This is a genomic window from Nitratireductor alexandrii, assembly GCF_004000215.1.
GTDB classification, from domain to species: domain Bacteria; phylum Pseudomonadota; class Alphaproteobacteria; order Rhizobiales; family Rhizobiaceae; genus Mangrovimarina; species Mangrovimarina alexandrii.
Window position 1 is genome coordinate 95,842 of record NZ_RBVY01000002.1, and the last position, 23,497, is coordinate 119,338.

Consider the following 23,497-nt stretch of genomic DNA (forward strand, 5'->3'; position numbering starts at 1 on the left):
GCCGGTCGTCTACCGATCTGGCCGCGCCGGCTTGCCGGGCACCGACTTCTCGAATGGGGGAGCGGGCGGCGAAGGGCACGTCGCATTTTCGACGCTCGGAGACGGCTGCAACGCGTCCGGCCATGACGGCGCGCGTCGGCGCATGTCGGTTGCCGCTTTGTCCGAGGCCGGACGCGGCGCGGTGATCGAGACCGCCCCGCCCGGATTTTCGAGGAAAAAGATCCCTTTCCAATCAAGCCGATGGAGAATCTTCACAGCCGGTATGCGTGCCGCAAGGGCGCTTGCGGAGATTCCGGGTTGACAAAAAGGTGGATAGAGATTGAACTATATAGAACAACACTGTTGCTGTATATGGAACGACATGAGCTCGCTCGAAAACGGTCTCAAAATCCTCACCCACTTCAGCAAGGAGCGCCCGGTGCTGCGGGTCGGCGAGGTGTGTCGGGAGTTGGACATCCCCAAAAGCTCGGTGTCGCGTCTGCTGAAGACGTTGAGCGAGTTCGGGCTTGTCGAGCGCGAAGCGGGCGATGCGGGCTATGTTCTCGGGGTGGAGGCGCTCGCTTTGGCGGATTGCTTCGTCGCGGCGCGGTCGCTCTTGTCGATGGTCAACACCAGCATCGACGACCTGATCTCGGAGTTCCAGTTCGTTGGCTACGTCGCCGTCTTGTCCGGCGCCGACATCATCATCCTGCGGGCCAAGTCGGGCTCCTATCCGTTGCGTCTCGTGCATGCGGTGGGACGACGCATGCCCGCATTGCCGACGGCGCTCGGCGTCACGCTCTTGGCCAGGCAGGCGGACGATCAGATCCTGGCCACGCTCGCAGGCAGCCTGGATAGCGAAGAGACGCGCGAAAACGCCATGGCCAGGATCGAGGAGACCCGTCGCACGGGTGTCTTCAACCTGTACGACGGCATGCGGTCGGGCGTGTCGGCGGTCGGCGCCGCCGTTTGCGACCCGGCGCGTCACGAAAACATTTCGTTTTCGATCTCCTATCCGTCGGACGCCGTCGACGAGCAGTTGCTGAAGCGCATGCGGGCGCGGGTGCGCGAGGAGGCGCTGCGTATCGGAAAGAGCGTGGGCGATCCGTTCTGGTCGGACCCGGCGCGTGCAACGGAGACGCTCTGAACACGAAATTCTCGGGTCCGGCCAAGGAGAAAGCCGGCCCGGTCACCTGGCGCCGCTCTGCGGGGTTTCGGTCTGCCGCAGGGTGAAATCAACTTATCGCAAAAAGGAAAGAGGGGTAAAATCCATGACGATAATCAGAAGAACGTTTCTCTCCGGCTTGATGTCGGTGTCGCTGCTGGCTTCGCAGTTTGTGGGTGTCGTTCCGGCTTCGGCGACGGAAGAGGGCGTGTTGTCGATTGCCCAGGGCTTCGATCCCGTTTCGCTGTGGCCGAACTATTCGACCACCCAGGAGCAGATCAATGTCGGCAGCCTGATCGTCGAGCCGCTGTTCTGGGTGCCGCCGGATTCCGATGAGGCGCAGCCGATCCTGGCCGAGGGCTACGAACTGGTCGACGACAAGACGGTCCGTATCTCGCTGCGCAAAAATATCCAATTTACGAACGGGGAGCCCTTCAACGCCGATGCGGTCGTCCATTCGTTCGACATCTTCACCGACATAAAGACCACGCCCGCCTATGGGCGCTACTCCGTGGTCATCGACAGGGCCGAAAAGGTCGATGACCACACGGTCATGCTTTATCTCAACCAGCGTTATCCCGCGCTTAACCTCGTGCTGAGCCAGGTCTTCATCGTCCCGCCGGCCTATTGGCAGGAAGTCGGCGGGCCCGACGGGTTTGGCAGCAAGCCGATCGGCACCGGACCCTTCAAGCTGGCCGACTGGGTGCGCGACAGCGAACTGGTGATGGAAGCGAACCCCGATTACTGGGGGCAGGCTCCCGAAGGAATCGAGCGCGTCGTGCTGCGTCCGATCCCCGACGACATGGTGCGTGCCTCCGCGCTCATGGCCGGTGAATTCGACATTGCCACCAATGTCCCGATCGCGGCTTCGGCGCAGATCGGCGGCCAGTCCGGCCTGGAGGTGCTGTCCATCCCCAGCTATCGGATCTTCACGGTCTCCCTGTCCAATCTACCCGGCCAGGAGAGCCCCCTGCATGACGTCCGCGTTCGCCAGGCGATCAACTATGCGGTCGACAAGGAAGGCATCATCAAAGGGCTGTTTCAGGGGCAGGCGAGATCGCTCAACGGACAGTTGTTGCGCAAGGAGCAGGTCGGTTTCAATCCCGACATCAGCGACTACCCCTATGATCCCGAAAAGGCGAAGGCGTTGCTCGCCGAAGCCGGCTATCCCGACGGTTTCGACATCACGTTCAAATTCCCCACCGGCCGCTATGCGCAGGACAGGGAAGTGGCCGAAGCGGTTGCCGGCATGCTGGGCGCCGTCGGCGTGAGAACCCAGATGGTATCGCTCGAACCAGGCGAGTTCCTGCGTCAGCTCAGTGGACGCGAACTGCAGCCGATGGGCTATGTCGGGCTGGCTCCCGCCGACGATCCCGATCTGCAGCTCTCGCAATACCGCTCGGACTGGCGGTATTCCTACGTCAACAATCCCGAGCTCGACACACTTATCGACGCCGGTGGCAGCGAGTTGGATCGCGCCAAGAGGCAGGAGATCTACAGTAAAGCCATGCGCATCATGCACGATCAGGCGCATGTGCTGTTCCTGTACCAGGGTGTCGATCTCTACGGCGTTTCGGAGCGTGTGGACGGCTTCGCGCCGCGCGGCGACCAGCGCTGGGTCATCTACGGAATGTCCTTGAACTAACGTTGCGGGCTTCGCGCCGACCGGCGCGAAGCCCTACCGCCCGATTTCACGCACTCCCGCGACCACAGGTGTCCAATGGTCGATTATGTGTTGCGCCGCCTTCTTTACACAATTCCGTCGCTGCTCGGCATTGTGGTGGTGTGTTTCTTCCTCACGCGTCTGAGCGGTGATCCGACGGACCTGTTTCTGCCGATCGATGCCTCGGAGGAGGCGCGGGACGCGTTTCGGGTCCAGTATGGGCTCGACAAGCCGCTCATGGAGCAGTTCGTCGCGTTCTTCTACAAGGCCTTGCAGGGCGATTTCGGCAATTCCCTGCGCTTCGGAGAGCCGGCCATAAGCCTGCTCGCAGAGAGGCTCGGAGCGACGATTCAGCTCGCCCTGGCGACGCTTTTTATCGCCGTCGGCGTCGGCATTCCGGCCGGCATCGTGTCCGCCTATTACCGCAACTCGCTTCTCGACGTGGCGGTGCGCAGCCTGGCTGCATTCGGTCAGGCCGTGCCGACCTTCTACTGGGGCGTTTTGTGCATCCTCATCTTCTCGGTGTGGCTGAAATGGCTGCCGACCGGTGGCAGCGGCGGGCTCGTTCACCTGATCTTGCCCGCCACCACGTTGGCCTCCACGCTCGTCGCGCTGCTGGCGCGGGTGATGCGCTCGACGATGCTGGACGTGATGCGGCAGGATTTCGTTCGCACCGCGAGGGCCAAGGGGCTGGGCGAATTCACCGTCGTCATGCGCCATGTCGCGCGCAACGCGTTCATTCCCGTGCTGACGGTGATCGCGCTGCAGTTCGGCGTCTTGATGGGCGGCGTGATCGTCACCGAAACGGTCTTTTCCTGGCCGGGCGTTGGCCGCCTCGTCATCCAGGCGATTTATGCGCGCGACTATCCGGTCGTCCAGGCGGTGGTGTTTTTCTTCGCCCTGATCTTCGTCCTCTCCAACCTGCTCGCCGACATCCTCTCGGCGGTGCTGGATCCAAGGGTCCGTTACAAATGACCGCTGCACCTGTATCCATGCCGGCTCGTCGGCACAGGCGCTTGGGCTCGCTTATGCGCCATCTGCGCTCGCCGGTGGCCGTCACCAGCCTGATCGTGGTCGGGCTGGCCCTCTTGGCCACGCTCGCGCCGGGCCTCTTGGCGCCGCACGATCCCGCCGAGCAGAGCCTTCTGGCAAGGCTCGCGCCGCCGTCCTTCCTGGGTGGACCGGAGGGGCATTTTCTGGGAACCGACCAGCTTGGTCGCGATATCCTGTCGCGCATCATCTACGGCGCGCGCGCGACGCTTTTGATCAGCATCGCCGCGGTCGTCATCTCCTGCAGCATCGGTACGACGGTCGGTCTGGTCGCAGGCTATAACGGCGGCAGGACGGATGCGCTCGTCTTGCGCCTGATCGACATGCAGCTCGCCTTTCCGGTGATCCTGCTGGTGATCGCGGTGGTCGCCGTCGTCGGCTCGTCCGTGCTCACCCTGATCGTGGTGCTCGGCGTTTCCGGCTGGCCGCAATTCGCCCGCATCGTTCGCGCGGCGGTGATCTCGGTCAGGGAAATGGAGTATGTCGAGGCCGCCCGGGCGATCGGCGCGCCGGCAATGCGTGTCATCTTCCGGCATATCGGCCCCAACGTGCTGTCGGCGACCATCGTGTTCGCCACCTACGAGCTGTCGCGCATGATCCTTATCGAGGCGACGCTGAGCTTTCTGGGGCTCGGCATCCAGCCTCCAACGCCCACATGGGGCGGCATGATCAGCGAGGGCCAGAAATATATCAGCCTGGCCTGGGCCGCCTCGGTGTTTCCGGGCATCGCCATCGCGTCCACCATTCTGGCGATCAACATGATCGGCGACGTTCTGCGCGATGCTCTCGATCCCCGCCTGTCCGGGGAGGACGGCCGATGAGCTTGACCATGACCAGCAGGCCAAGCGCCGGTGTCGAACGGCACGACGAGATCCTGTCGATCAAGCAGCTTCGCACGACGCTCGGCTCGCGACCCGGCGGCGTGACGGTGGTCGACGGCGTCGACCTGTCGGTACGGCGCGGCAAGACGCTCGGCATCGTCGGCGAAAGCGGTTGCGGCAAGTCGATGCTGTCGCTGTCGGTGATGGGGCTGGTGCCGCCGCCCTGTCGGCTGGAGGGACGGATCGAGTTTTCCGGACGAAACCTGCTCGACGTGTCGCCGGCCGAGATGCGACGGATCCGCGGCAATCGTATCGCGATGATTTTCCAGGAACCGATGACGAGCCTCAATCCGGTTCTGACCGTCGGCTTCCAGATCGTCGAGGCGATGCGCGCGCACGACCGCAAGTCGTCCTACGAGGTGCTGCGCCGCCGTGCCATCGAGGCGCTGGTGCAGGTGCGCATGCCGGCGGCGGAGAGACGTTTCGACGAATATCCGCACCAATTGTCGGGCGGCATGCGCCAGCGCGCGGCCATCGCCATGGCGTTGTCCTGCAAGCCGGAGGTGCTGATCGCCGACGAGCCGACGACGGCGCTCGACGTGACCGTCCAGGCCGAGATCCTCGATCTTCTGCGCGATCTCCAGCAGGAGACCAATATGGCGATCGTTCTGATCACCCACGACCTGGGTGTGGTGGCGCAGGTCGCCGACGAGGTCGCCGTCATGTATGCCGGGCGCATCGCGGAGAAGGCGAGCTGCGACGCGCTGTTCGCCGACCCGCAGCACCCCTACACGCTCGGTCTGCTCGGCAGCATCCCGCGCATGGACCAGGCCGCCACGCGGCTGCTGGCCATCGACGGGGTGGTGCCGCCGGTTGCGTCGATGCCTCCGGGGTGCCGGTTCCATCCCAGATGCGTCTTCAGCGGTCAGGAATGCACCCGGCAGCGGCCCGAATTGACGGCCGTGGCCGACGGGCACGCCGTTGCCTGCCTGAAGGCGCCAATCGAGGAGGGCCAATCGTGACCGAAGGGCTTCTGGAAGTACGCGACCTGTCCAAGACCTATACGATCTCCCAATCGCTGATTACCCGGCGCAAGCAGGTGTTGCGGGCCGTCGACGGCGTGTCCTTCTCGCTGAAACGCGGGGAGACGCTGGCGCTGGTGGGCGAAAGCGGATGCGGAAAGTCGACCACCGCGCGGCTCGCCATGCGCCTGATCGAACCGTCGGCGGGAACCGTCCGCTTCGACGGCAGCGACATCGGCGGACTGCGCGGGGCGCCATTGCGGCGTTTCCGGCGGCATATGCAGATCATCTTTCAGGACCCGTTCGCCTCGCTCAATCCCGGGATGACGGTCTGGCAGACGCTGGAGGAGCCGCTGATCGTCAACGATCTCGGAAACCAGGCGACACGCCGGGCGCGCATCGACGAGGTGATGCGGCAGGTTGGGCTCGCCCCCGAATATGCCGGTCGGTACCCGCACGAATTTTCGGGCGGGCAGCGGCAAAGGATAGGGATCGCCAGGGCATTGATCGTTCGACCGCAGCTTGTGGTGTGTGACGAACCGGTCTCGGCCCTGGACGTCTCGATCCAGGCTCAGGTGATCAATCTCTTGGGCGATCTGCAGGCGCAGCTCGGCCTGTCCTATCTTTTCATTTCGCACGATCTGGCGGTGGTCAAACACATCTCCGACCGGGTCGCGGTGATGTATCTGGGCAAGATCATCGAAACCGCGCCGAAGCGGGATTTCTTTGCCATGCCGCGCCATCCCTACTCGCGGGCGCTCCTGTCGGCGATACCGCAGCCCAATCCTCGCGAAAGGCTGAACCGGATGGCGTTGTCGGGCGAAATCCCCAACCCGATCGACCTGCCCCAGGGCTGCCGTTTCCATCCCCGCTGCCCGTTTGCCGTCGACCGCTGCCGCAAGGAAGAGCCGACCCTTGCCGAGATCGGCACGGATGCCGCGGTCGCCTGTCACAGGGCCGCCGACCTGCCGGATTGGGAAGGCTCGCCCGATCCGCTGGACATTCTCTCACCCGCCGCGCGGCGGCGCGTTGCAGCCTATGCCGCGCGCACCCGCCAGCAGCTCCCAACCATCCACAACAGTCAAGATGCAAGTGAGGTATAGATGAGTGCCGAAACCAAAACGCGCCCGATCGTTATCGATGGGCTGAATTGCGCCGGGGTCACCCCGGGTCAGCTCAAGCGGACGCTGGAAGGGGGCATCTCGGCGATGAACCTGACGGCGATCAGGCCGGGCGCGCATCTTCACGACGCGTTGCTGCAACTCGAAGAGGCGCGCCGCGCGATCGAGGGCATGCCCGAACTGGCGACCGTCGTCACGACCGTGGACCAGATCGTCGCCGCCCATGACAAGGGCGTGGTCGGCGTCATTCTCGGCGCGCAGAACACCTTGATGGCGGAGCCCGACGTCAAGCTGCTGGCGAGCTTTCATGCCTTGGGCATGCGCATCATCCAGCCCACCTACAACGAGCGCAACGCATTCGGTTACGGCGCGTCCTTCACGGATATGGGCGACCGCGGCATCACCGAGGCCGGACGCATGTGGCTCGAGGCGATGGAGGAATTCGGCATTCTGGTCGACCTGTCGCATTGCGGCCACCGCACGAGCCTCGACTATCTGGCGGCGGCCAAGCGTCCGCTGGTCTTCAGCCATGCCAACGCCTATGCCGTGTGCCCCAGCCCGCGAAACAAGACCGACGAAATGATCCGCGGCGTCGCCGAGACAGGCGGCCTGATCGGCGCCGTCACCTGGGCGCCCGTCGTGCGTTGGGACCAGCGCCCGACGCTCGACGATTACCTGGATCACCTCGATCACCTGGTCAAGGTCGGCGGTATCGAGCATGTGGCGTTTGCCAGCGACCTGCCGGAGGACATCGGCCAGACTAAGGACGCCTGGCAGAAAATGTGGGGGCCGAACGGTCTCTATCCCAACGTCACCGGTGTGCTCGGCGATTGGTATACCTATGAGGACCGCTCGACCCAGGGCATGGAGACGATCTCCACGACGCCGCTGGTCTGGGACAAGATGCGCGCCCGCGGCTACCACGAGAGCGATATCGAGAAAGTGATGTCGGGCAACTGGCTGCGCGTTCTCGGCGACGTCTGGAAGAACTGACGGCGCGGTCGATCCCGCCCGCAAAGGCCTTGCGGTCGTTGCGGGCGGTCGACAATCCAGTCCGAAACATCGCCAATCGTTGGCGCAGCCGCCGCCGCGATCCCGCAAGCCGCTCGCCGGGGCGGATACGAGATCGTGACCGGCGTTTTGGGAGCGCGGTATGCTCAGGATCGGCATCGACATCGGCGGCACGTTCACCGATTTCGCCGTCTGGAAGGATGACGGCGACGGCTACGCGCAGATCGAAAGCCGCAAGATTCCCACCTCGCGGCCGAATTTCGCCGAGGCGGTCAAGCGGGGTATTGACGAGATCGTCGCCGAGCTCGGCTATTCTAATCGGGCGCCCCTGACCGTGGTGCACAGCACGACCGTCAGCACCAATGCGGTGATAGAGCGCTCGCAGCCTCCGGTCGGACTGATCACCACGGAAGGGTTTCGCGACATTCTCGGCCTGGCGCGGCTGCGTCTCGACAAGCCGGTCGACCTCTTTAACCGGAGAGCCAGGCCGCTTGTCCCGCGCCAAAACGTCTTCGCCGTTGCCGGCCGCATCCTTGCGGATGGCACCGAGGACCGGCCGCTCGACGAGGACGGTCTGCGCGGGGCGTTGCGCACAATTGTCGATCGCGGCCTGGCCGGCGCCGCGATCTGCTTTGTGAACGCCTACCGGTATCAACAACACGAGGTGAGAGCGCTGGAGATCGCGCGCGGCGAGTTTCCCCGGCTCGAGGTGATGGCCTCGCACGAGGTGTGGCCGCAACAGGCCGAATACGAACGCGCCGTGCTGACCCTGCTTAACGTCTATGTGAAGCCGCTCATGCAGGACTATCTGCACGAGATCGACGGTTTTTTGCGTTCACGCTACCCCGAGGCGCGCCTCTATCTGACCAAGTCGAACGGCGGCATCATGTCGGTCGACGAGGCGCGCAGGCTGCCGATCCACACGCTGCTTTCGGGCCCGGCCGCCGGCGTGACCGCGGCCCAGGTGCTCGCCGAGCATGTCGGTATCGATCATGTGCTTACCTTCGACATGGGCGGCACGTCGGTGGACGTGTCGCTGGTGGAGAGCGGGCGACCGACCACCACCGGGCAGGCGGAAGTCGGCGATTTTCCGCTGATGATGCCGGTGACGGCGGTCGAGGCGATGGGGGCGGGCGGCGGCTCCGTCATCGGGCTCGACGACCGCGTTTTGAAAGTCGGTCCGCGCAGCGTCGGTTCGTCGCCGGGGCCCGCCTGTTACGGTCTCGGCAGCGACGAGCCGGCACTGTCGGATGCCTATCTCCTGCTTGGCTATCTGCCCGGCGAAGGGCTTTTGGGCGGTCGTTTGGGGCTAGACCGGGACCTGGCGGTGCGGGCCCTGCAGCCGCTGTGCGAGCGGCTCGGTCTCGACAGCGTGCAGGTCGCCGAAAGCGCCGTGGCGGTCGCCACCTCCGAAATGCTTGCCAAGATCACGCCGTTCCTGGCCAGGCTCGGCGTCAGCGCCGGCGACCTGACCATGATGATATTCGGCGGCGCCGGCGGCATCCACGGCCCTTTGCTCGCCGAGGAGGTCGGCATTCGCCGCGTCGTGGTGCCGCGCATTCCCTCCGTCTTTTGTGCCTTCGGCGGCCTCGTGTCCGACATGATGCACGACGCGGTCCGCTCCGTGCACGGTCAGCGGCTCGGCACCGACGAGCTCGTTGTCGGTTTTGCGGCCCTCGCGCAGGAGGGCAGGCGGTGGCTTGCCGCCCAAAAGGTGACGGAGCTGGCCGCGGTGCGTCACGTCTATCTGGCCGATATGCGCTACGCCGCCCAGTCTTTCACCATATCCGTCGACGTGTCCGCGCCGCAGGCCGGCGCGATGTCGATCGCGGCCGCCGAGGCGGCGTTCCACGACCAGCATCAACGATTGTTCGATTATTGTGACCGCCAGGCTCCCGTCAGCATCGACGCGCTGCGCGTACGCACGATCGGGCCGCGCGCGCGGCCGGCGGCGGGCATGCTTGCCGAGCGCTTTGGCGCGGCTGTCCCGGCCGGCGAGCGCGATATCCGGCTGAACGGCTCCTGGCGGCGTGTGGCGGTGTGGAATTGGCACGACCTTGGAACGGGCTGGCACTGCGACGGCCCGGCCATCGTGCAGCAGTCAATCGCCACGATCCTGGTTCCCGACGGGTTTCGGGCGCGCGTCGACGGCCTCGGCAATCTCGAGATGGAACGACGGTAGGGAGCAAGCGATGGATCCCGTCCAGACCGAAATCATGAAGAACCGGTTCTCCGCGATGGCCGAGGAGGCGGCCACGCTGGCCTACCGGACCGCGCATACGACCTTCGTCAAGCAGACCCAGGATTTCCAGGTCGCCGTGGCCGATCTGGACGGGTATTTCTTTGCCTATCCGATGCAGACCGGCGTCGTGACGGGAAGCGGGCAGACGATCGCCGGCCTGCTGAAGCATTTTTGCGCCGAGCAGCTGCGGCCCGGCGACGTGCTGATCTCGAACGACCCGTTCCGCACCGACGGCGTCGTCACCCACATGATGGATATCCACATGGCGCGGCCGATCTTCGTCGACGGCCGGCTCGCCTGTTTCGCCTGGTCTTTCATCCACGCCTCCGACATTGGCGGCGCGGTGCCCGGAAGCATCTCCCCCGATCTCTATGAGTGTTTTCAGGAGGGCTTGCGGATTCGGCCGAAAAAACTGGTCGAGGCCGGGCGGCTGAACCAGGACATCGTCGATATCCTGCATGACAATTCGCGCATCGGCGAGGCGATCTGGGGCGATCTCGAGGCGATGATGGCGGCAATGCGCCTGCTCGACCGGCGCATCAACGAACTGTGCGAAAAGGTCGGCCGCGCCGGTTTCGAGCAGGGCGTGGCGGATGTGATGGCCTACGCGGAGATGAAGGCGCGCCGCGCGATTTCGGGGCTGACGGACGGGCAGTACAGCTTTGCCGACCGGATCGAGGGCGACCAGAACGGCGCCGATATCGAGTTCCGCTGCAGGCTCACCATTCGCGGCGACGAGGCCGAAATCGACTATGACGGGAGCTCGCCGCAGGTGCGCGCGGCCTTCAACTTCACCACCGGAGACCGCACCCACCCGTTTCTGTGCCTCGCGCTGACCCACTATATCCACACCGTTGAGCCGGACATTCCCGTCAATGGCGGAATCATGCGTCCCATCCGCGCCCGCGCGCCGCGCGGCAGCGTGATGAACGCCACCTTTCCCGCCGCGATGGGCAACCGCTTCGTGGCGGTGATGCGCAGCTACGACACCTTGATGGGCTGTCTCAACCAGGCGGTGCCCGGCGGCATCGTCGCCTGCGGCGCGGGCCAGGCCGGGATCATCAGCTATGCCTGGAACCCGTCGGGCGACGGGCGGCAGCGCGTCGCCGTCGTCGAGCCGTTTTCGGGCGGCTCCGGCGGACGCGTGCGCGGCGACGGGGTGGACGCGAGCGACACCATGATCGCCGTTTTGAAAAGCGCGCCGGTCGAGCATGTCGAAAGCGAGATGCCGCTCATCCTACGCCGCCACGACCTGGTTGCCGGCAGCTTCGGTCACGGCCGGTTTCGCGGCGGCGCGTCGGTGGCGATCGAGCTCGAGAACCGGGCCCCGGACGCCGCGATCACGGTGCGCGGGCTCGACCGGTTCCGCTGCCGCCCGTGGGGCGTGGCCGGCGGCACGCCCGGTGGCAACAGCCTGGCCGAAATCGACGCGCCCGGGCAGGCAAGCCGCACGGTCGGACGCATCAAGGTGCTGCATCTGCGCGCCGGCGACGTGTTGCGCATGAGATCCTCCTCGGGCGGCGGTTTCGGCGATCCGTTCGAGCGCGAGCCCGACCGGGTGCTGCGCGACGTGCTCGACGAACTGCTGAGCCGGGAGGACGCCGAGGCGATCTACGGGGTGAAGATCGACGGCGACCGGGTCGACGGCGCCGTCACGCAGCGGCTGCGTGCGGCGCGGTAGCGGGCCAGGCCGAACAGCGGCGAGGTCCTCGGAAGCCGGAGCGGGATTAGGACCGGACAGCCGCAAGCGGGATCGCGCATCACAGCCCCGGAGCATCCGCGCCGAACCACCAATGTCAGGCCGGCCGCATGCAGCACGGCGCCGCGGAAGCCGGCTGAAGGGCGTGTCTTGAGGACGAGCCGTCAGCCAGTGTGATGGATGCGTACCGTCACCCATGTCTTCGGTGCGGGCACTTGTTGTGACGCAGACGCAAACTGGACCTCAACGCATCTCTTTGACCCGGTGCGACCTGAAGCCAATAGGTATTGGAGTATCCAGCTCTTGGCTTTTGCGATGGGAGGAATTGGGCGCTTTCCTCGCCGTGTCCGCTTCTCGAACATTATGGTGGCTTGGCCTCGCGAACTGGTGATGGAGTGGTGCGAGGCGGGCATATCGGCAAGAGAGAAAAGCCGTCCCCAAGTTGACATGTACGCCATGGCGACGTACATAATCTTTGAGCTAACATTGAGGAGGCGACGATGCGCGCTTTCCATGATCACACGAAAACCATTGATGAGCGGGCGAGCGAACGGATGAATTTCCGTACCAAGCCCCATATCAAGAAGGCGATCCAGCAAGCGGCGGCGCTGAGCGGAGTGGACGATTCTGTCTTCACGATGAACGCCGCTTATAGCTCGGCGTTGGAGACGATTGCCACGCATGAGCGTACCATGCTTGATCCGGCAGATCATGCCGCGTTCTTCTTGGCACTCGACAACCCGCCGGCCCCGACTGCGAAGTTGCGGGATGCCTTTGCGCGCCATCGATCGCGTATCGCTTCCAAGTGACCTCGCCCGCCGATGCAGGGCTGATCATAGAGCCGTTCGATCCTAAAAAACATGATCGGGCGGCTTTTTCCTGTGGTGTTGAGCAGGTCGACAACTTCTTCAAAAAGACCGCGAACAAACTGGCCAAGGCCGGCAATCTGCGCGTCCATATCATGGTTGGCGCAGCTGGCGAGGTCATCGGCTTCTATGCGATCAATGCCCATGCGGTCGACTATCAGGAACTGCCGAAGCCCTATGCCCGATCCCGTCCGCGCCATGGGTCGATCCCAGCCGCATACATGTCCATGATCGGCGTTGATCAAAGATATACAGGACGTGGCTATGGAGGTGATCTGCTCGTGGATGCGTTGCAGCGCATCGCGTTCGCCGCTGAAAGCTTGGGGATCGCCGTAGTCGTGCTTGATGTTCTTGACGATGGAAATCCCGGTCTGACCGCCCGCCGCAAGAAACTCTACGAGGGCTACGGCTTTATACCCTTCAAATCCGATCCGCCCAGAATGTTCCTTCCTGTAGCAACCATTCAGGAGATACTGGGCGCATCATCTGCGTAGTGGTGTCAATTCGTTGCAGGTCGGCACTGGTCCGGATCGCGACAGACCATCGCGCTAACCAGCTACACCGCGTCTGGGGACGTCACCGTTCCTGGCTCGCCCGAGGCGCCGACGCCGACGCTCGGCGACATCATCCCGCAGTTCATCGATAGGGACGCAAAAAACGCGCGAACGGTGTGAGGGCGCGGGGCGGGGCCGGTGCACGGCCATTGGCCGCAGCGCGTTCGATCAGCCAGCAAGAGCGTCTGGAGTGTATCCACGCGCCGTACTCAGAGGCGTGATCTTCCAACGAGATCCTAACACTTGTGGGGTGTGACGTTGTCTTAACTATCTAGAATAAAAGGAAAAATGGCAGCGGAGGAGGGACGATGTCCTCTGACAGCCGCTAAGTCATTGATCTTCGAACCGGAAAATTGTGATTGTCTCACGGTTTCGATCAATGTCCCCGCGTACAACAACGGGGACATTTCTTCAAGCCGCTGTCCTCAAATCACCAAATTTCGGGGGTCGTATGGTATGTTGCCTGTGAGGCTTCAGAAAGTCCGGAGACGCCGCTTCATTGCCGGATGGTCGACCTCCAGAACGACGCCTGCCTGCTCTGCTCGGAGCCGAACGTACCCACGGATCATCTTCTCGGTGAACTCGTACCACCCCTGTCTGCTGCCTGTGAGGATGCTGGCGTGGGCGGGCTGCTTCAGCCTGTTGATGCGCTGGTTGAACTTGGCGCGATCCAAGGCTTCCTCGGGGCGATCCCGCATGATGCGCAGATAAGACTCGTAGATGGCAGAACTCTGCCGCTTCATCTCGTGCCCGTCCGCTGCAGCCCAGAGCACGGCTTCGTAGTCGTTGTTGTATTTCTGCGTGGCGGTTTCGTACGGCCCGCGCAGCTTCATGTCCATCGATGAAGCCGCATCCGACATGGCAAACCCAAAAAGTTCGGGCGTGATCCGGCCACCGTTCTGCGCCTCGAACACTCTCCAGAACAGCTTTTCAGAGACGAAGTGGACATAATGCGGGAAGCCATCACTGATGCGGGCGATCCGGATGACGGTATTCTCGTCCGTTGTGACGCCAAGCCGCTCGGCTGCCCCGTTGACGATCTCATAGCGCGCTTCCCACGGAAGCTGGCCAAGTCCCACCGTGTGGAAGTATCGATCTGCGCTCGCGTGGGCGGACATGATGGCGTCGATGCTTTCGCCGATCCCGCAGAATATGAAGTGCGCCGGAACGTGCCTGTCTGATACCTGCTTGATGAAGTTGGTGAAGAACTGCTGTTCGTCCTTGTCGGTAAGCTGATCGAACTCGTCGATCACGATGACGGGTTTCACCGTGTAGCTCTCACACAGGAATTGGACCAACCGGACCGCTTCGTTCACCGAACCCGGTGCGCTCGCTTTGCCCTCCTGGGTCGCTTCTTTCCCGCCGAGCGTGATCCCGAGTTTCGAGAAACTCAGGCCCGCCTCTCTGATGCGTTTCTCCACGAGCGGATTGTTCGTCACCGCGCCGTCGAACATCTCCCTGATGACGCTGCCGAACGTGCTCTTGTCGTCGCAGGCCATGATGATCGGGTCCATGTCCGTGGACAGGCTGAAGGCGGCGGTCTGGGCGAGAGATGACTTGCCGACCCCGCGCAAGCCGTGAATCAGGACGTGTCTACCTGCTTGGTATAGCGCGCGCTTTATGCCTTGAAGCTGTTCTTCTCGGCCCCTGAGAAACTCCTCCGACTGGAGCGGCTGGGAGGGCGACAAGACCTTACCCAGCATGATTCCGAAGTCGTGTTCGGATTCTGAAAGGACCGCACGCATTGTATCCAAATGACCCGTCATGCGAGAAATCTACACTTCGCCGTCATGAACGAATAGATCTCGTCCCTCACAATCCCCGGAATACTTGTCGAACGCCAAGCTGAAATCAGCGTGGGAACAGGAACCATCAAATCGCGCGTTCCCAGAGCGTGACCTCATTGCCCGTTAGGTCGAATAGCTTATAGACGATACAATCAACTTTGAGCTCGGCGCTGACGGTCTCAACAACAACCTCAAGAGAGCCAAGACGCCTCGGATTGGAGTCTCCCGTCGCGTCCAAGCGCACGCCCGTGTTAACCAAAACGGCACCGAGCGCCGTTCACGCCGGCTGTCGATTAAAAATGCTAGACTTATCTATCTGAAATCATTGATGATTTTTGGTAGCGGAGGAGGGACTCGAACCCCCGACACAAGGATTATGATTCCTCTGCTCTAACCGGCTGAGCTACTCCGCCCCGTTCACGCCGCGAGGCGGCGCGGTGTCCGGGCAGGCCCGAACCGCAAGGTTGGGCGGATATAGGGTCGCCGCGGCAAGCCTGTCAAGCAAGCTTTCGCCCGCGACGGCGACCGCGGGCGAATTTTTGTGGCCAGGGCGGGCGGCGGCCCGTGGGCTGGGTCTTCGAACCGCTTGTCCGCCCCCTTGTCCGGCTCGGCCGGCGGCGCTCGCGCGGGCAGGGCGGCCTTGCTGCGCCGCGCGCGGCGGCAGTGGACGTGGCCGCGATCGACGACGTCGCAAGCGAACCGGCCGGCGGCGGGCGCCGCGCCCCAGGGGATGGCGGCTCGGCCGGGCCGGTGGCCGGCGGTTTGCGGGAAGCGGGAGAGGGCACGGGCGGGCGAGATCCCGCACGAGGGAAGACCATAATTTCAAACTTGACTAGTCAACTAGTCTATTTTACCGTGATGGCATGAAACCGATGGCCGCCAGCACGCCCCGCTATCTCGTCCTCGCCGAAGAGCTGCGTGCGCGCATCGAGGGCGGCGTCTTGAAGCCGGGCGATCGGCTGCCGAGCGAGGCGCAGCTTTGCGCGACCAACGGCGTCAGCCGCGGCACCGTCGTACGCGCCATCGAGCAGCTTGTCTCGCAGGGCTTCGTCACCCGACGCCAGGGCGCGGGCAGTTTCGTCGCCAACCGCTCGCTGCACCGCAAGGCCGGCCATCTGTTGAGCTTTTCCCAGACCGCGCGCCAGGACGGGCACCGCTCCGAGCAGCGCCTGCTCGCCTTTCGCTCGGCAGACGACGCCGAGGCGCAGCAATTCGGCGTCGCCGCGCCGGCGCGTCGGCTCGAGCGCGTGCGCCTGATCGACGGCGAACCGTGCGCGGTCCATGGCTCGGTGATCCCGGCCGCCGTGTGCGAGCGCATCGGTCTTGCCGGCGACGGCGCGGCCGCGTTGCTTAAGGATCCGGACTTTTCGCTCTACGCCCGTTTCGAGGCCGCCGGCCTGGCGGTGCGCGAGGCGCATGAGCGCGTCACCGCGCGGCTGGCGACGGCGTCGGAATGCGCCGTGCTCGCCGTGACTGCGCCGAGCCCGGTCATGGTCGTGTTCCGGACCAGCTACGCGGCCGACAATCTTTTGGTCGAGGCCGTCGAAGCGGTCTATCGCGCCGATTTCTACACCTATGACACCCATCTGGTCCGTGGCGAGCGCCATGCCGGCTCCGGCCTGCGCATCGTCGCTGCGGGAGCGGATTTCTGAACCAAAGGTTGGAGCCAATGGAAAAGGGGAATTTTATGAAAAACCTGACGAAACTGCTTGCCGTGTCGACCGTTCTGGGTGCCGTCGCCGCCCCGCAGGCGGGGGCCGCCGACGTGGCCCCGGCCGCGCTGATCATCGCCCAGGGCGGTCTCGGCGACGGCTCGTGGAACGACACCGCCTATGCCGGCTTCAAGGCCGGGCTCGAAAAGACCGGCGTCGAGGGCCGTCCGATCGAATCCAAGGATGTCGTCGCCCAGGGCGAGGAGATCATGCGCCGCGCCGCCGATGGCGGCTTCGGATTGGTCGTCAGCCTGGAATGGATCCACGGCGAGCCGATGCAGAAGATCGCGCCCGACTATCCCGACACCAATTTCGTCATCATGAACCAGACCCGCGAGGGCGCCAATCTCGCCTCGGTGGTGTTCGCCGAGCATCAGGGCTCCTATCTGGCCGGCGCGCTCGCCGCCCAGGTCACCACCGACACGTCGATCGAGGGCATCAACGCCGATCCGGTGATCGGCGTCATCGGCGGGGTCAAGTCGCCGGGCATCGACAAGTTCATCGTCGGTTACATCCAGGGCGCCAAGGCGGTCAATCCGGATATCGACGTCAAGGTCGCCTATGCCGAATCCTTCGGCGATCCGGCCAAGGGCGAACAGCTCGCCAAGGCGATGTTCGCCGAGGGCGCCGACATCGTCTATCAGGTCGCCGGCGGCACCGGCATCGGCATCATCGAGGCGGCGAAGGCGGAGGGCCGCTACGCGATCGGCGTCGACACCGACCAGGATTCCATGGCGCCCGGCCATGTGCTGACCAGCATGGTCAAGCGCGTCGACGTGGCGGTCGAAAAGATCCTCGAGGACTATGCCGGCGGGGCGTTTCCCGGCGGCCAGGTGCTGACCTTCGGCCTGAAGGAGAACGGCGTGGCCTTGTCCGACATGGAGCACACCAAGGACCGCATTCCCGCCGCCTATCTCGCCAAGGTCGAGGAATTGAAGGCCGGCATCGTCGACGGTTCCGTCGAGGTCTGGGACGTGACCGAGAAGGGCTATCCCGACTTCTACAACTGATCGATCGCCGTCTGGGCCGGGCGTGCGACGCCCGGCCATTCTTCCCGTTGCAAAAAGCCCGGTAAACCGTTTTGGCCGACATCCGAAATCATAGCACCGCGCCGGTGGCCGTGCGGCTGGGCGCGCGCGACGTCGCCAAGAGCTACGGCGCCGTGCGGGCCAATAGCGGCATCACGCTGGAGGTCGCTCCGGCCGAGATTCATGCGATCGTCGGCGAGAACGGCGCCGGCAAGTCGACCCTGATGCGGCTCTTGCAAGGGCTCGAACAGCCCGATGCCGGCAGCATCGTCTTCAACGACCGGCCGATCCGGCTGCGCGACCCCGAGCAGGCGCTCGGTCTCGGCATCGGCATGGTGCACCAGGAATTCATGCTGGCGCCGGAACTGACCCTTTTGGAGAATTTCGTCCTCGGCCACGAGCCGGTGACGGCCGCGCTCCCGCTCGGCCGCCACATCGACTGGCGCGCGGCGCGCGCGGCCGGCGATGCCCTGGCGGCCAAGACCGACCTGGCGATCGACTGGGACCGCCGTGCCGGCACCGCGCCGGTCCACATCCAGCAATATACCGAAATCCTGCGGCTCTTGCAGCGCGGCATGAAAGTGCTGATCCTCGACGAGCCGACGGCGGTGCTGGCCCCGCAGCAGGCCGACGACCTGTTCACGCTGCTGCGTCAATTGCGCGATCAGGGCACGTCGATCGTCTTCATCAGCCACAAGCTGCGCGAGGTGATCGCGCTCGCCGACCGCGTGACGATCATGCGCCGCGGCCGGGTTGTGGCCTCCTCCCGCATCGACGAGACCGACATCGACACGATGACGCGCCACATCGTTGGCGAGGCCGCGTCTGTCGCACCGCCGGCGGCCGCTGTGCGCGCCGCTGCCGGCGCGCCGGTGCTCGATGTGACGGGGCTGAGCGCGCCAGCGATCGCGGGTTCCCATCCGGTCCGTGCGGTCGATCTTCAGGTGCGCTCCGGCGAGATCGTCGGCATGGCCGGTATTGCCGGCAACGGCCAGGACGAGTTCATCCAGTGCGTCGTCGGCCTGCGCAAGCCGTCTTCGGGCGCGGTGGGCCTTAACGGGCGCGCGCTCGCCGGCCGCGACAATGCCGATTTTCGCGCCGCGGGCCTCGGCTATATCAGCCCCGACCGGGCGCATGAGGGCCTGGCCAAGAGCGCGTCGATCGAGGATAACGTCATGGCTGCGAGCCAGCGCGCGCCGGCTTTCCGCCGCGGTCCGTTCCGCCGCCTGGGCGCCGTGCGGACCGAGGCCTTCCGCCGCCTGTCCCAGCTCAAGGTGCGTTTCGGCCGCCTGTCCGATCCGGTCGCCAGCCTGTCGGGCGGCAATCAGCAGCGCCTCGTCTTTGCCCGCGAGATCGCGACCGAGCCGGCGCTGCTCGTCGTCGCCCAGCCGACGCGCGGTGTCGATCTCGGCGGCATCGCCGCCATTCATGCGATCCTGCGCGACTTCGCAGCGCGCGGCGGCGCCGTGCTTCTGGTGTCGGAGGAACTCGACGAGCTGATCGCGCTGTCCGACCGTATCGTGGTGATGGCCGAGGGCGCCATCGTCGGTGAGATCGCCGACGAAACCGCGACGCCGGAGGCGATCGGCCGGCTGATGCTGCAGCAAGACAGTCACGGGGAGGCGGCCAATGGCTGATGCAACCGCGGAGCCGGGGGCCGGCCGGCCGAGCCTGATGCCGGCGCTCGAACGCATGGCCGGCGACATTGCGCGCTTCGCGCTGCCGGTCCTGTTCGCGTTTTTCGTCGGCGCGGTGGTGCTGGCCTTCATCGGCGAAAACCCGCTCGACACCTACGCGCTGATGCTGTCGGAGGGTTTCGGGTCGTCGCGGCGCATTGCCGCCACCCTGTCGGCCGCGACCCCGCTTCTGTTCACCGCCGTTGCCACGGCGATCTGTTTTCGCTCCGGCGTCTTCAATGTCGGCGTCGACGGCGCTTTCGTGCTCGGGGGACTGGCGGCGGCCGCCGCCGGCGCCCTTTTGCCGGTGGCGTTCGGCTGGTCGATCGCGCCGCTCGCCATGGTGGCCGCGATGGCGGTTGCCGGGGTCTGGCTCTACGTGCCGGGCCTGTTGCTGGCGCGGCTCGACGTCGACGAGGTGGTGTCGACGTTGATGCTCAACTTCATCGCACTGGGCCTGTCCGGCTTCCTGGTCAACACGCTGCTCTTGTCGGAAACCTCCGGCAACAACACCACCGACACCATTCACGACGTGGCCGAACTTTCCAGGCTGATGCCGCCCTCGACGCTTCACAGCGGCTTTCTGATCGGGCTCGCCTGCGTTGCCGCCTATTGGGTGTGGGCGCGCTGGACACCGGCAGGCTACGAGGCCAAGCTGGTCGGCCTCAACCCGCGTTTCGCGCGTGCCGTCGGCATTGCGATCCCCGCCTCCATCGTCCTGGTGATGGCAATCTCGGGCATCGTCGCCGGGCTCGGCGGCGCCAGCCACGCGCTCGGCCAGGTGCACAAATTCTCCGACGGCTTTTCCGCCGGTTACGGTTTCACCGGCATGGCGGTGGCGCTGCTTGCCCGCAATTCTGCCTTCGGCATCGTGTTCGGGGCCGTGCTGTTCGGCGCCTTGGCCTCGGCCGGCACCACCATTCAGCTGTTTTCCGACGTGCCGCTCGACATCGTCAACGTGATCGAGGGCACGGTGATGATCTTCGCGGTGATGGAACTGGGCCGCCTGTCGCTGCGGCGGGGACGGGCCTCATGATGCAGATTGCCGAACAGGTTCTGGCCACCTCCGTCGTGCTCGCCACGCCGATCCTGCTTGCCGCCATCGGCGGGCTGGTCAACCGCCAGGGCGGCATCGTCAACATCGCGCTGGAAGCCAAAATGCTCGCCGGCGCCTTCGTCGCCGTCATCGTTTCCTCGGCCACGGGCTCCTGGGGTGTCGCGGTCCTGGCCGCGGCCCTCGTTTCGGCGGCGATCGGTTATCTGTTTTCGCTGACGATCACCCGCGCCCGCGCCAACATGATCATCGCCGGTCTCGGCCTCAACGTGCTGGTTGCCGGTTTCGTCGGCTTCATCATGAATGTCGGCTTCGACGCCAGCGGCACCTTGCGCATGCCCGATGTGGAATTGCTGCCCAAATTGCTGCCCGATTCCGTCGCCGCGCTGCCGCTCGTCGGCGAGGTGCTCGCCGATCTCGACCCGCTCACTGTCTTCGCCTGGCTGAGTGTGGCGGCCCTGCCGTTCCTGCTTGCCAATACGCGTCTCGGCCTGCGGCTGCGCGCGGCCGGCAACGCCCCGCACGTCGCTCGCGCGGTCGGGCTGCGCGAAAAGTCGCTGCAGGATCTGGGCACCGCCTTCGCCGGGTTCTATTCGGGTCTTGCCGGCGCGCACCTGGCGTTGGCCTCGATCGGGCTGTTCAACGAGGGGCTGACGGCCGGCCGCGGTTTCATCGCGCTCGCCGCCTTCTACTTCGCCCGCAACCGCCCGGTCGGCACGGCGCTGGTGTGCCTGTTTTTCGGTTTTCTCGATGCGACCCAGATCCGCCTGCAAACGGTGGGCCTGCCGCCGCAACTGATCGGCACCCTGCCATACGCCATGGTGATTCTCGGCCTGTGCCTGACGGCCTGGAACCTGAAAAGAAAGGCGCAAGCATGAGCGAGCCCGCACTGATCGTCATCGACATGCAGAATTCCTTCCTGCATCCGAAAGGGGAAAATTACTATCCGGCCGCGGGCGAGACCATTGAGCCGGTCCGCCGGCTTCTGGACGCCGCCCGCACCGGCAAACGCCTGATCGTCCACACGCTCGACCGCCATCGCCGTGGGCTCGTCGACTTCGAGCAGAAGCGCCTGCCCCAGCATTGCCTCGAAGGTGGTTTCGACGCCGCCTATTTCGAGGGTTTCGGTCCGCTCGCCGACGCGCCGCGCGAGGTCGAGATCGTCAAGCGCCGCTACAGCGCGTTCTTTGCCACCGATCTCGGCCTGATGCTGCGCGAAAACGGCGTCGAGACCGCGATCATCTGCGGCGTCAAGACCAATGTATGCGTGCGCGCGACCTCCCAGGACGCCTTCGCCAACGGTTTTAGGGTGGTGGTGCCGCGCCAGGCCACCAACTCCAACCGCGCCAATCTCCAGGCAGCCTCGCTGGAAGACATCGACCGCTATCTCGGTCATGTCGTCGAGCTCGACGAGGCGCTGTCCCAGCTTGCCGGCGGTTCCGATGGCTGAGGTGGTCATCACCGGTTATGCCAGCCTCGATTACCCCGCGCTGCTCGACGGCACGGTGGCGGGCGACAGCACGACGCAGATCCGCTTTCGCGATCCCGGTGCCTGGCCGCGGCTCGGCGGCTCGCCGGCCTATGCCGGTGCGGCGCTGGCGCGCGGCGGTCATCGGGCGACCCCGATAAGCTGGGTCGCTTCCGACCAGGCCGGCGATACCTATGTGCGCATGACCGGAGAGGCGGGCATGGCGACCGACGCCCTTGCCAGGATCGACGCGCCGCGCTCGCCGATCTCGCTGATGCTCTACCAAGCGGACGGGACCTCGATCTGCCTCTACGATCCCGGTTTCGCCGGCCGCGAGGCTTTGACCCCGGTGCAGCGCCAGCACCTCGCCGAGGCGGCGCATGTGTGCGTCACCGTCGGGCCGGGGCATCTGCTTGCCGAAATCCTCGATCTCGTCGGGCCGGACGCGAGACTCTACTGGGTGGCCAAGAACGACCCGACCTGTTTCACGCCGGCCCTGTGCGCACGGCTTTCGGCGCGCGCGAGCGTCATCTTCTGCAACCAGGCCGAACGCGCCCTGATCACAGCCGGTACCCGCGAAGACGCGATCGTGATCGAGACGATGGGCCGGCGCGGCTATCAGGTCGGCGTCGATGGGCAAAGCCGTTTCGTCGCCGCCGATCCGGTTTCCGTCTCCGACCCGACCGGCGCCGGGGACACCTTCGCCGGCGCCTTCATCGGCGCATATTTGAAAGACGGCGATCCGCACGCCGCCGCGCAGGTCGCGGCCGAGGCGACCCGGCAGATGCTCGAGGTCCGCGGTCGCGCAGAAAGGAGCCTTTCATGAAATCGGCCTGGTATCTGGGCTATTCGCAAGCCGATGTCGGCGACAGGGCGTTGCTGGCCGGCGATCCCGACCGGGTCGACCGCATTGCGCTGTTGCTCGACGACGCCCGGCCGATGCCGGTCAAGCGTGGCCTCAAATCGGTGACCGGAACCTATGCCGGCAAAAAGGTGACGGCGGTCGCCTTCGGCATGGGCGCGCCGATCGCCACCGTCGTGCTGCACGAACTGGCAGATCTCGGCGTCAAAAGCTTCATGCGCATCGGCACGGCGATGTATTTTGCGCCGGTCGCGCCCGGCGATTTCGTGCTCAGCGACCGCATCGCCTGTTTCGAAGGGACATCCCGGTCCTATGTCGACGATGTCGAGGCGCAGCGCGCCGACGCAGGCCTCAACCGCGCGGTGGCCACGGCGGTCGCAGCCGGCGACGCTCAACTCCACACCGGCACCTTCGCCACCTTCGACGCGTTTTATCGCGACATGTTCGCGCTCGATGCACCGACCCAGGCGCGGGTCGATGCCAATCGCGCCATGCTCGCCGAGCGCGGTGTCGTCGCCGCCGACATGGAGACTTCGGCGCTGGTCAATGCCGCGGCCGCGCTCGACGTCCGCTTCACCAGCCTGTGCGTTGGCACGGTCGACGGCGTGACACGCGCCAAGCTGGAGCCGGAGGCGATGGCCGCCGCAGAGCACCGGCTGTTCACGACCGCGCTCAGCGCCATCACATCCCTTTAAACGCGGCCGGCTTGCCGGCCCG

At 65.1% G+C, this 23,497-nt stretch carries 20 protein-coding genes and 1 tRNA gene; 19 read left to right on the forward strand and 2 right to left on the reverse strand.

The features are described from left to right. Nucleotides 1-361: 361 nt before the first annotated feature. The 11 genes from EP380_RS04145 (at nucleotide 362) to EP380_RS04195 (ending at nucleotide 13,133) form a co-directional block, all read left to right on the forward strand. The gene (locus EP380_RS04145; RefSeq protein WP_106573355.1) at nucleotides 362-1,126 is read left to right on the forward strand and encodes an IclR family transcriptional regulator; all 765 of its coding nucleotides are present in this window, start codon (nucleotides 362-364) and stop codon (nucleotides 1,124-1,126) included. Between the two features lie 124 nt (nucleotides 1,127-1,250). Then, nucleotides 1,251-2,789, forward strand: coding sequence for an ABC transporter substrate-binding protein (locus EP380_RS04150; RefSeq protein ID WP_106573354.1), 1,539 nt, complete (start codon nucleotides 1,251-1,253; stop codon nucleotides 2,787-2,789). Nucleotides 2,790-2,864: 75 nt separating this feature from the next. Continuing rightward, a complete protein-coding gene (locus EP380_RS04155) occupies nucleotides 2,865-3,782 on the forward strand; it encodes an ABC transporter permease (RefSeq protein WP_106573353.1) in 918 nt (305 codons plus the stop codon). 41 nt (nucleotides 3,783-3,823) lie between these two features. Beyond that, nucleotides 3,824-4,678: an ABC transporter permease gene (locus EP380_RS04160; RefSeq protein WP_238719722.1), complete on the forward strand. Its 855-nt coding sequence runs from the start codon at nucleotides 3,824-3,826 to the stop codon at nucleotides 4,676-4,678. After that, nucleotides 4,675-5,700 (forward strand): ABC transporter ATP-binding protein, encoded by a 1,026-nt coding sequence (locus tag EP380_RS04165; RefSeq protein WP_238719723.1) that lies wholly within the window; start codon nucleotides 4,675-4,677, stop codon nucleotides 5,698-5,700. Before EP380_RS04160 ends, EP380_RS04165 begins: the two co-directional genes overlap by 4 nt. Then, nucleotides 5,697-6,803: an ABC transporter ATP-binding protein gene (locus EP380_RS04170; RefSeq protein ID WP_238719724.1), complete on the forward strand. Its 1,107-nt coding sequence runs from the start codon at nucleotides 5,697-5,699 to the stop codon at nucleotides 6,801-6,803. Before EP380_RS04165 ends, EP380_RS04170 begins: the two co-directional genes overlap by 4 nt. Then, nucleotides 6,804-7,814 carry a dipeptidase gene (locus tag EP380_RS04175; protein WP_127596927.1) on the forward strand — a complete coding sequence of 337 codons (1,011 nt, stop codon included), beginning with the start codon at nucleotides 6,804-6,806 and terminating at the stop codon, nucleotides 7,812-7,814. A gap of 160 nt (nucleotides 7,815-7,974) precedes the next feature. Continuing rightward, nucleotides 7,975-10,014 carry a hydantoinase/oxoprolinase family protein gene (locus EP380_RS04180; RefSeq protein ID WP_127596929.1) on the forward strand — a complete coding sequence of 680 codons (2,040 nt, stop codon included), beginning with the start codon at nucleotides 7,975-7,977 and terminating at the stop codon, nucleotides 10,012-10,014. A gap of 10 nt (nucleotides 10,015-10,024) precedes the next feature. Next, nucleotides 10,025-11,755, forward strand: a complete 1,731-nt coding sequence (locus EP380_RS04185) for a hydantoinase B/oxoprolinase family protein (RefSeq protein ID WP_127596931.1) — start codon at nucleotides 10,025-10,027, stop codon at nucleotides 11,753-11,755. A 518-nt stretch (nucleotides 11,756-12,273) separates the two neighbouring features. After that, nucleotides 12,274-12,582, forward strand: coding sequence for a type II toxin-antitoxin system TacA family antitoxin (locus EP380_RS04190; protein WP_106573347.1), 309 nt, complete (start codon nucleotides 12,274-12,276; stop codon nucleotides 12,580-12,582). Further along, entirely contained in the window at nucleotides 12,579-13,133 is a 555-nt protein-coding gene (locus EP380_RS04195) for a GNAT family N-acetyltransferase (RefSeq protein ID WP_127596933.1), read from the forward strand. The genes EP380_RS04190 and EP380_RS04195 overlap by 4 nt, the downstream gene beginning before the upstream one ends. Before the next feature lie 533 nt (nucleotides 13,134-13,666). On the opposite strand, the gene EP380_RS04200 is transcribed toward EP380_RS04195, so the two are convergent. Beyond that, complete coding sequence (locus EP380_RS04200) at nucleotides 13,667-14,896, reverse strand: ATP-binding protein (RefSeq protein WP_164749755.1); 1,230 nt, start codon at nucleotides 14,894-14,896, stop codon at nucleotides 13,667-13,669. Nucleotides 14,897-15,316: 420 nt separating this feature from the next. After that, nucleotides 15,317-15,393: transfer RNA gene (locus tag EP380_RS04205), tRNA-Met, on the reverse strand. Nucleotides 15,394-15,843: 450 nt separating this feature from the next. On the opposite strand from EP380_RS04205, the gene EP380_RS04210 reads away from it, so the two are divergent. The 8 genes from EP380_RS04210 (at nucleotide 15,844) to EP380_RS04245 (ending at nucleotide 23,475) form a co-directional block, all read left to right on the forward strand. Further along, nucleotides 15,844-16,632, forward strand: coding sequence for a GntR family transcriptional regulator (locus EP380_RS04210; RefSeq protein WP_127596938.1), 789 nt, complete (start codon nucleotides 15,844-15,846; stop codon nucleotides 16,630-16,632). A gap of 35 nt (nucleotides 16,633-16,667) precedes the next feature. Further along, the gene (locus tag EP380_RS04215) at nucleotides 16,668-17,702 is read left to right on the forward strand and encodes a BMP family lipoprotein (protein WP_127596940.1); all 1,035 of its coding nucleotides are present in this window, start codon (nucleotides 16,668-16,670) and stop codon (nucleotides 17,700-17,702) included. Between the two features lie 104 nt (nucleotides 17,703-17,806). Beyond that, nucleotides 17,807-19,357, forward strand: coding sequence for an ABC transporter ATP-binding protein (locus EP380_RS04220; RefSeq protein WP_164749756.1), 1,551 nt, complete (start codon nucleotides 17,807-17,809; stop codon nucleotides 19,355-19,357). Next, nucleotides 19,350-20,432, forward strand: a complete 1,083-nt coding sequence (locus EP380_RS04225; protein WP_127596944.1) for an ABC transporter permease — start codon at nucleotides 19,350-19,352, stop codon at nucleotides 20,430-20,432. The genes EP380_RS04220 and EP380_RS04225 overlap by 8 nt, the downstream gene beginning before the upstream one ends. Further along, nucleotides 20,429-21,328 carry an ABC transporter permease gene (locus tag EP380_RS04230; protein ID WP_238719725.1) on the forward strand — a complete coding sequence of 300 codons (900 nt, stop codon included), beginning with the start codon at nucleotides 20,429-20,431 and terminating at the stop codon, nucleotides 21,326-21,328. Before EP380_RS04225 ends, EP380_RS04230 begins: the two co-directional genes overlap by 4 nt. Continuing rightward, nucleotides 21,325-21,900 carry a cysteine hydrolase family protein gene (locus EP380_RS04235; protein WP_127596946.1) on the forward strand — a complete coding sequence of 192 codons (576 nt, stop codon included), beginning with the start codon at nucleotides 21,325-21,327 and terminating at the stop codon, nucleotides 21,898-21,900. The genes EP380_RS04230 and EP380_RS04235 overlap by 4 nt, the downstream gene beginning before the upstream one ends. After that, a complete protein-coding gene (locus tag EP380_RS04240; protein WP_164749757.1) occupies nucleotides 21,893-22,744 on the forward strand; it encodes a carbohydrate kinase family protein in 852 nt (283 codons plus the stop codon). Before EP380_RS04235 ends, EP380_RS04240 begins: the two co-directional genes overlap by 8 nt. Beyond that, the gene (locus EP380_RS04245) at nucleotides 22,741-23,475 is read left to right on the forward strand and encodes a phosphorylase family protein (RefSeq protein ID WP_127596950.1); all 735 of its coding nucleotides are present in this window, start codon (nucleotides 22,741-22,743) and stop codon (nucleotides 23,473-23,475) included. Before EP380_RS04240 ends, EP380_RS04245 begins: the two co-directional genes overlap by 4 nt. Nucleotides 23,476-23,497 lie beyond the last annotated feature (22 nt).

Bases quoted from the DNA above. Each gene is read 5' to 3' on its own strand.
- EP380_RS04175 (WP_127596927.1), top strand. From the start codon at position 6,804: ATGAGTGCCGAAACCAAAACGCGCCCGATCGTTATCGATGGGCTGAAT.
- EP380_RS04215 (WP_127596940.1), top strand. From the start codon at position 16,668: ATGAAAAACCTGACGAAACTGCTTGCCGTGTCGACCGTTCTGGGTGCC.
- EP380_RS04225 (WP_127596944.1), top strand. From the start codon at position 19,350: ATGGCTGATGCAACCGCGGAGCCGGGGGCCGGCCGGCCGAGCCTGATG.
- EP380_RS04210 (WP_127596938.1), top strand. From the start codon at position 15,844: ATGAAACCGATGGCCGCCAGCACGCCCCGCTATCTCGTCCTCGCCGAA.
- EP380_RS04240 (WP_164749757.1), top strand. From the start codon at position 21,893: ATGGCTGAGGTGGTCATCACCGGTTATGCCAGCCTCGATTACCCCGCG.
- EP380_RS04155 (WP_106573353.1), top strand. From the start codon at position 2,865: ATGGTCGATTATGTGTTGCGCCGCCTTCTTTACACAATTCCGTCGCTG.
- EP380_RS04200 (WP_164749755.1), bottom strand. From the start codon at position 14,896: ATGCTGGGTAAGGTCTTGTCGCCCTCCCAGCCGCTCCAGTCGGAGGAG.
- EP380_RS04180 (WP_127596929.1), top strand. From the start codon at position 7,975: ATGCTCAGGATCGGCATCGACATCGGCGGCACGTTCACCGATTTCGCC.
- EP380_RS04150 (WP_106573354.1), top strand. From the start codon at position 1,251: ATGACGATAATCAGAAGAACGTTTCTCTCCGGCTTGATGTCGGTGTCG.
- EP380_RS04145 (WP_106573355.1), top strand. From the start codon at position 362: ATGAGCTCGCTCGAAAACGGTCTCAAAATCCTCACCCACTTCAGCAAG.
- EP380_RS04245 (WP_127596950.1), top strand. From the start codon at position 22,741: ATGAAATCGGCCTGGTATCTGGGCTATTCGCAAGCCGATGTCGGCGAC.
- EP380_RS04190 (WP_106573347.1), top strand. From the start codon at position 12,274: ATGCGCGCTTTCCATGATCACACGAAAACCATTGATGAGCGGGCGAGC.
- EP380_RS04165 (WP_238719723.1), top strand. From the start codon at position 4,675: ATGAGCTTGACCATGACCAGCAGGCCAAGCGCCGGTGTCGAACGGCAC.
- EP380_RS04235 (WP_127596946.1), top strand. From the start codon at position 21,325: ATGAGCGAGCCCGCACTGATCGTCATCGACATGCAGAATTCCTTCCTG.
- EP380_RS04230 (WP_238719725.1), top strand. From the start codon at position 20,429: ATGATGCAGATTGCCGAACAGGTTCTGGCCACCTCCGTCGTGCTCGCC.
- EP380_RS04185 (WP_127596931.1), top strand. From the start codon at position 10,025: ATGGATCCCGTCCAGACCGAAATCATGAAGAACCGGTTCTCCGCGATG.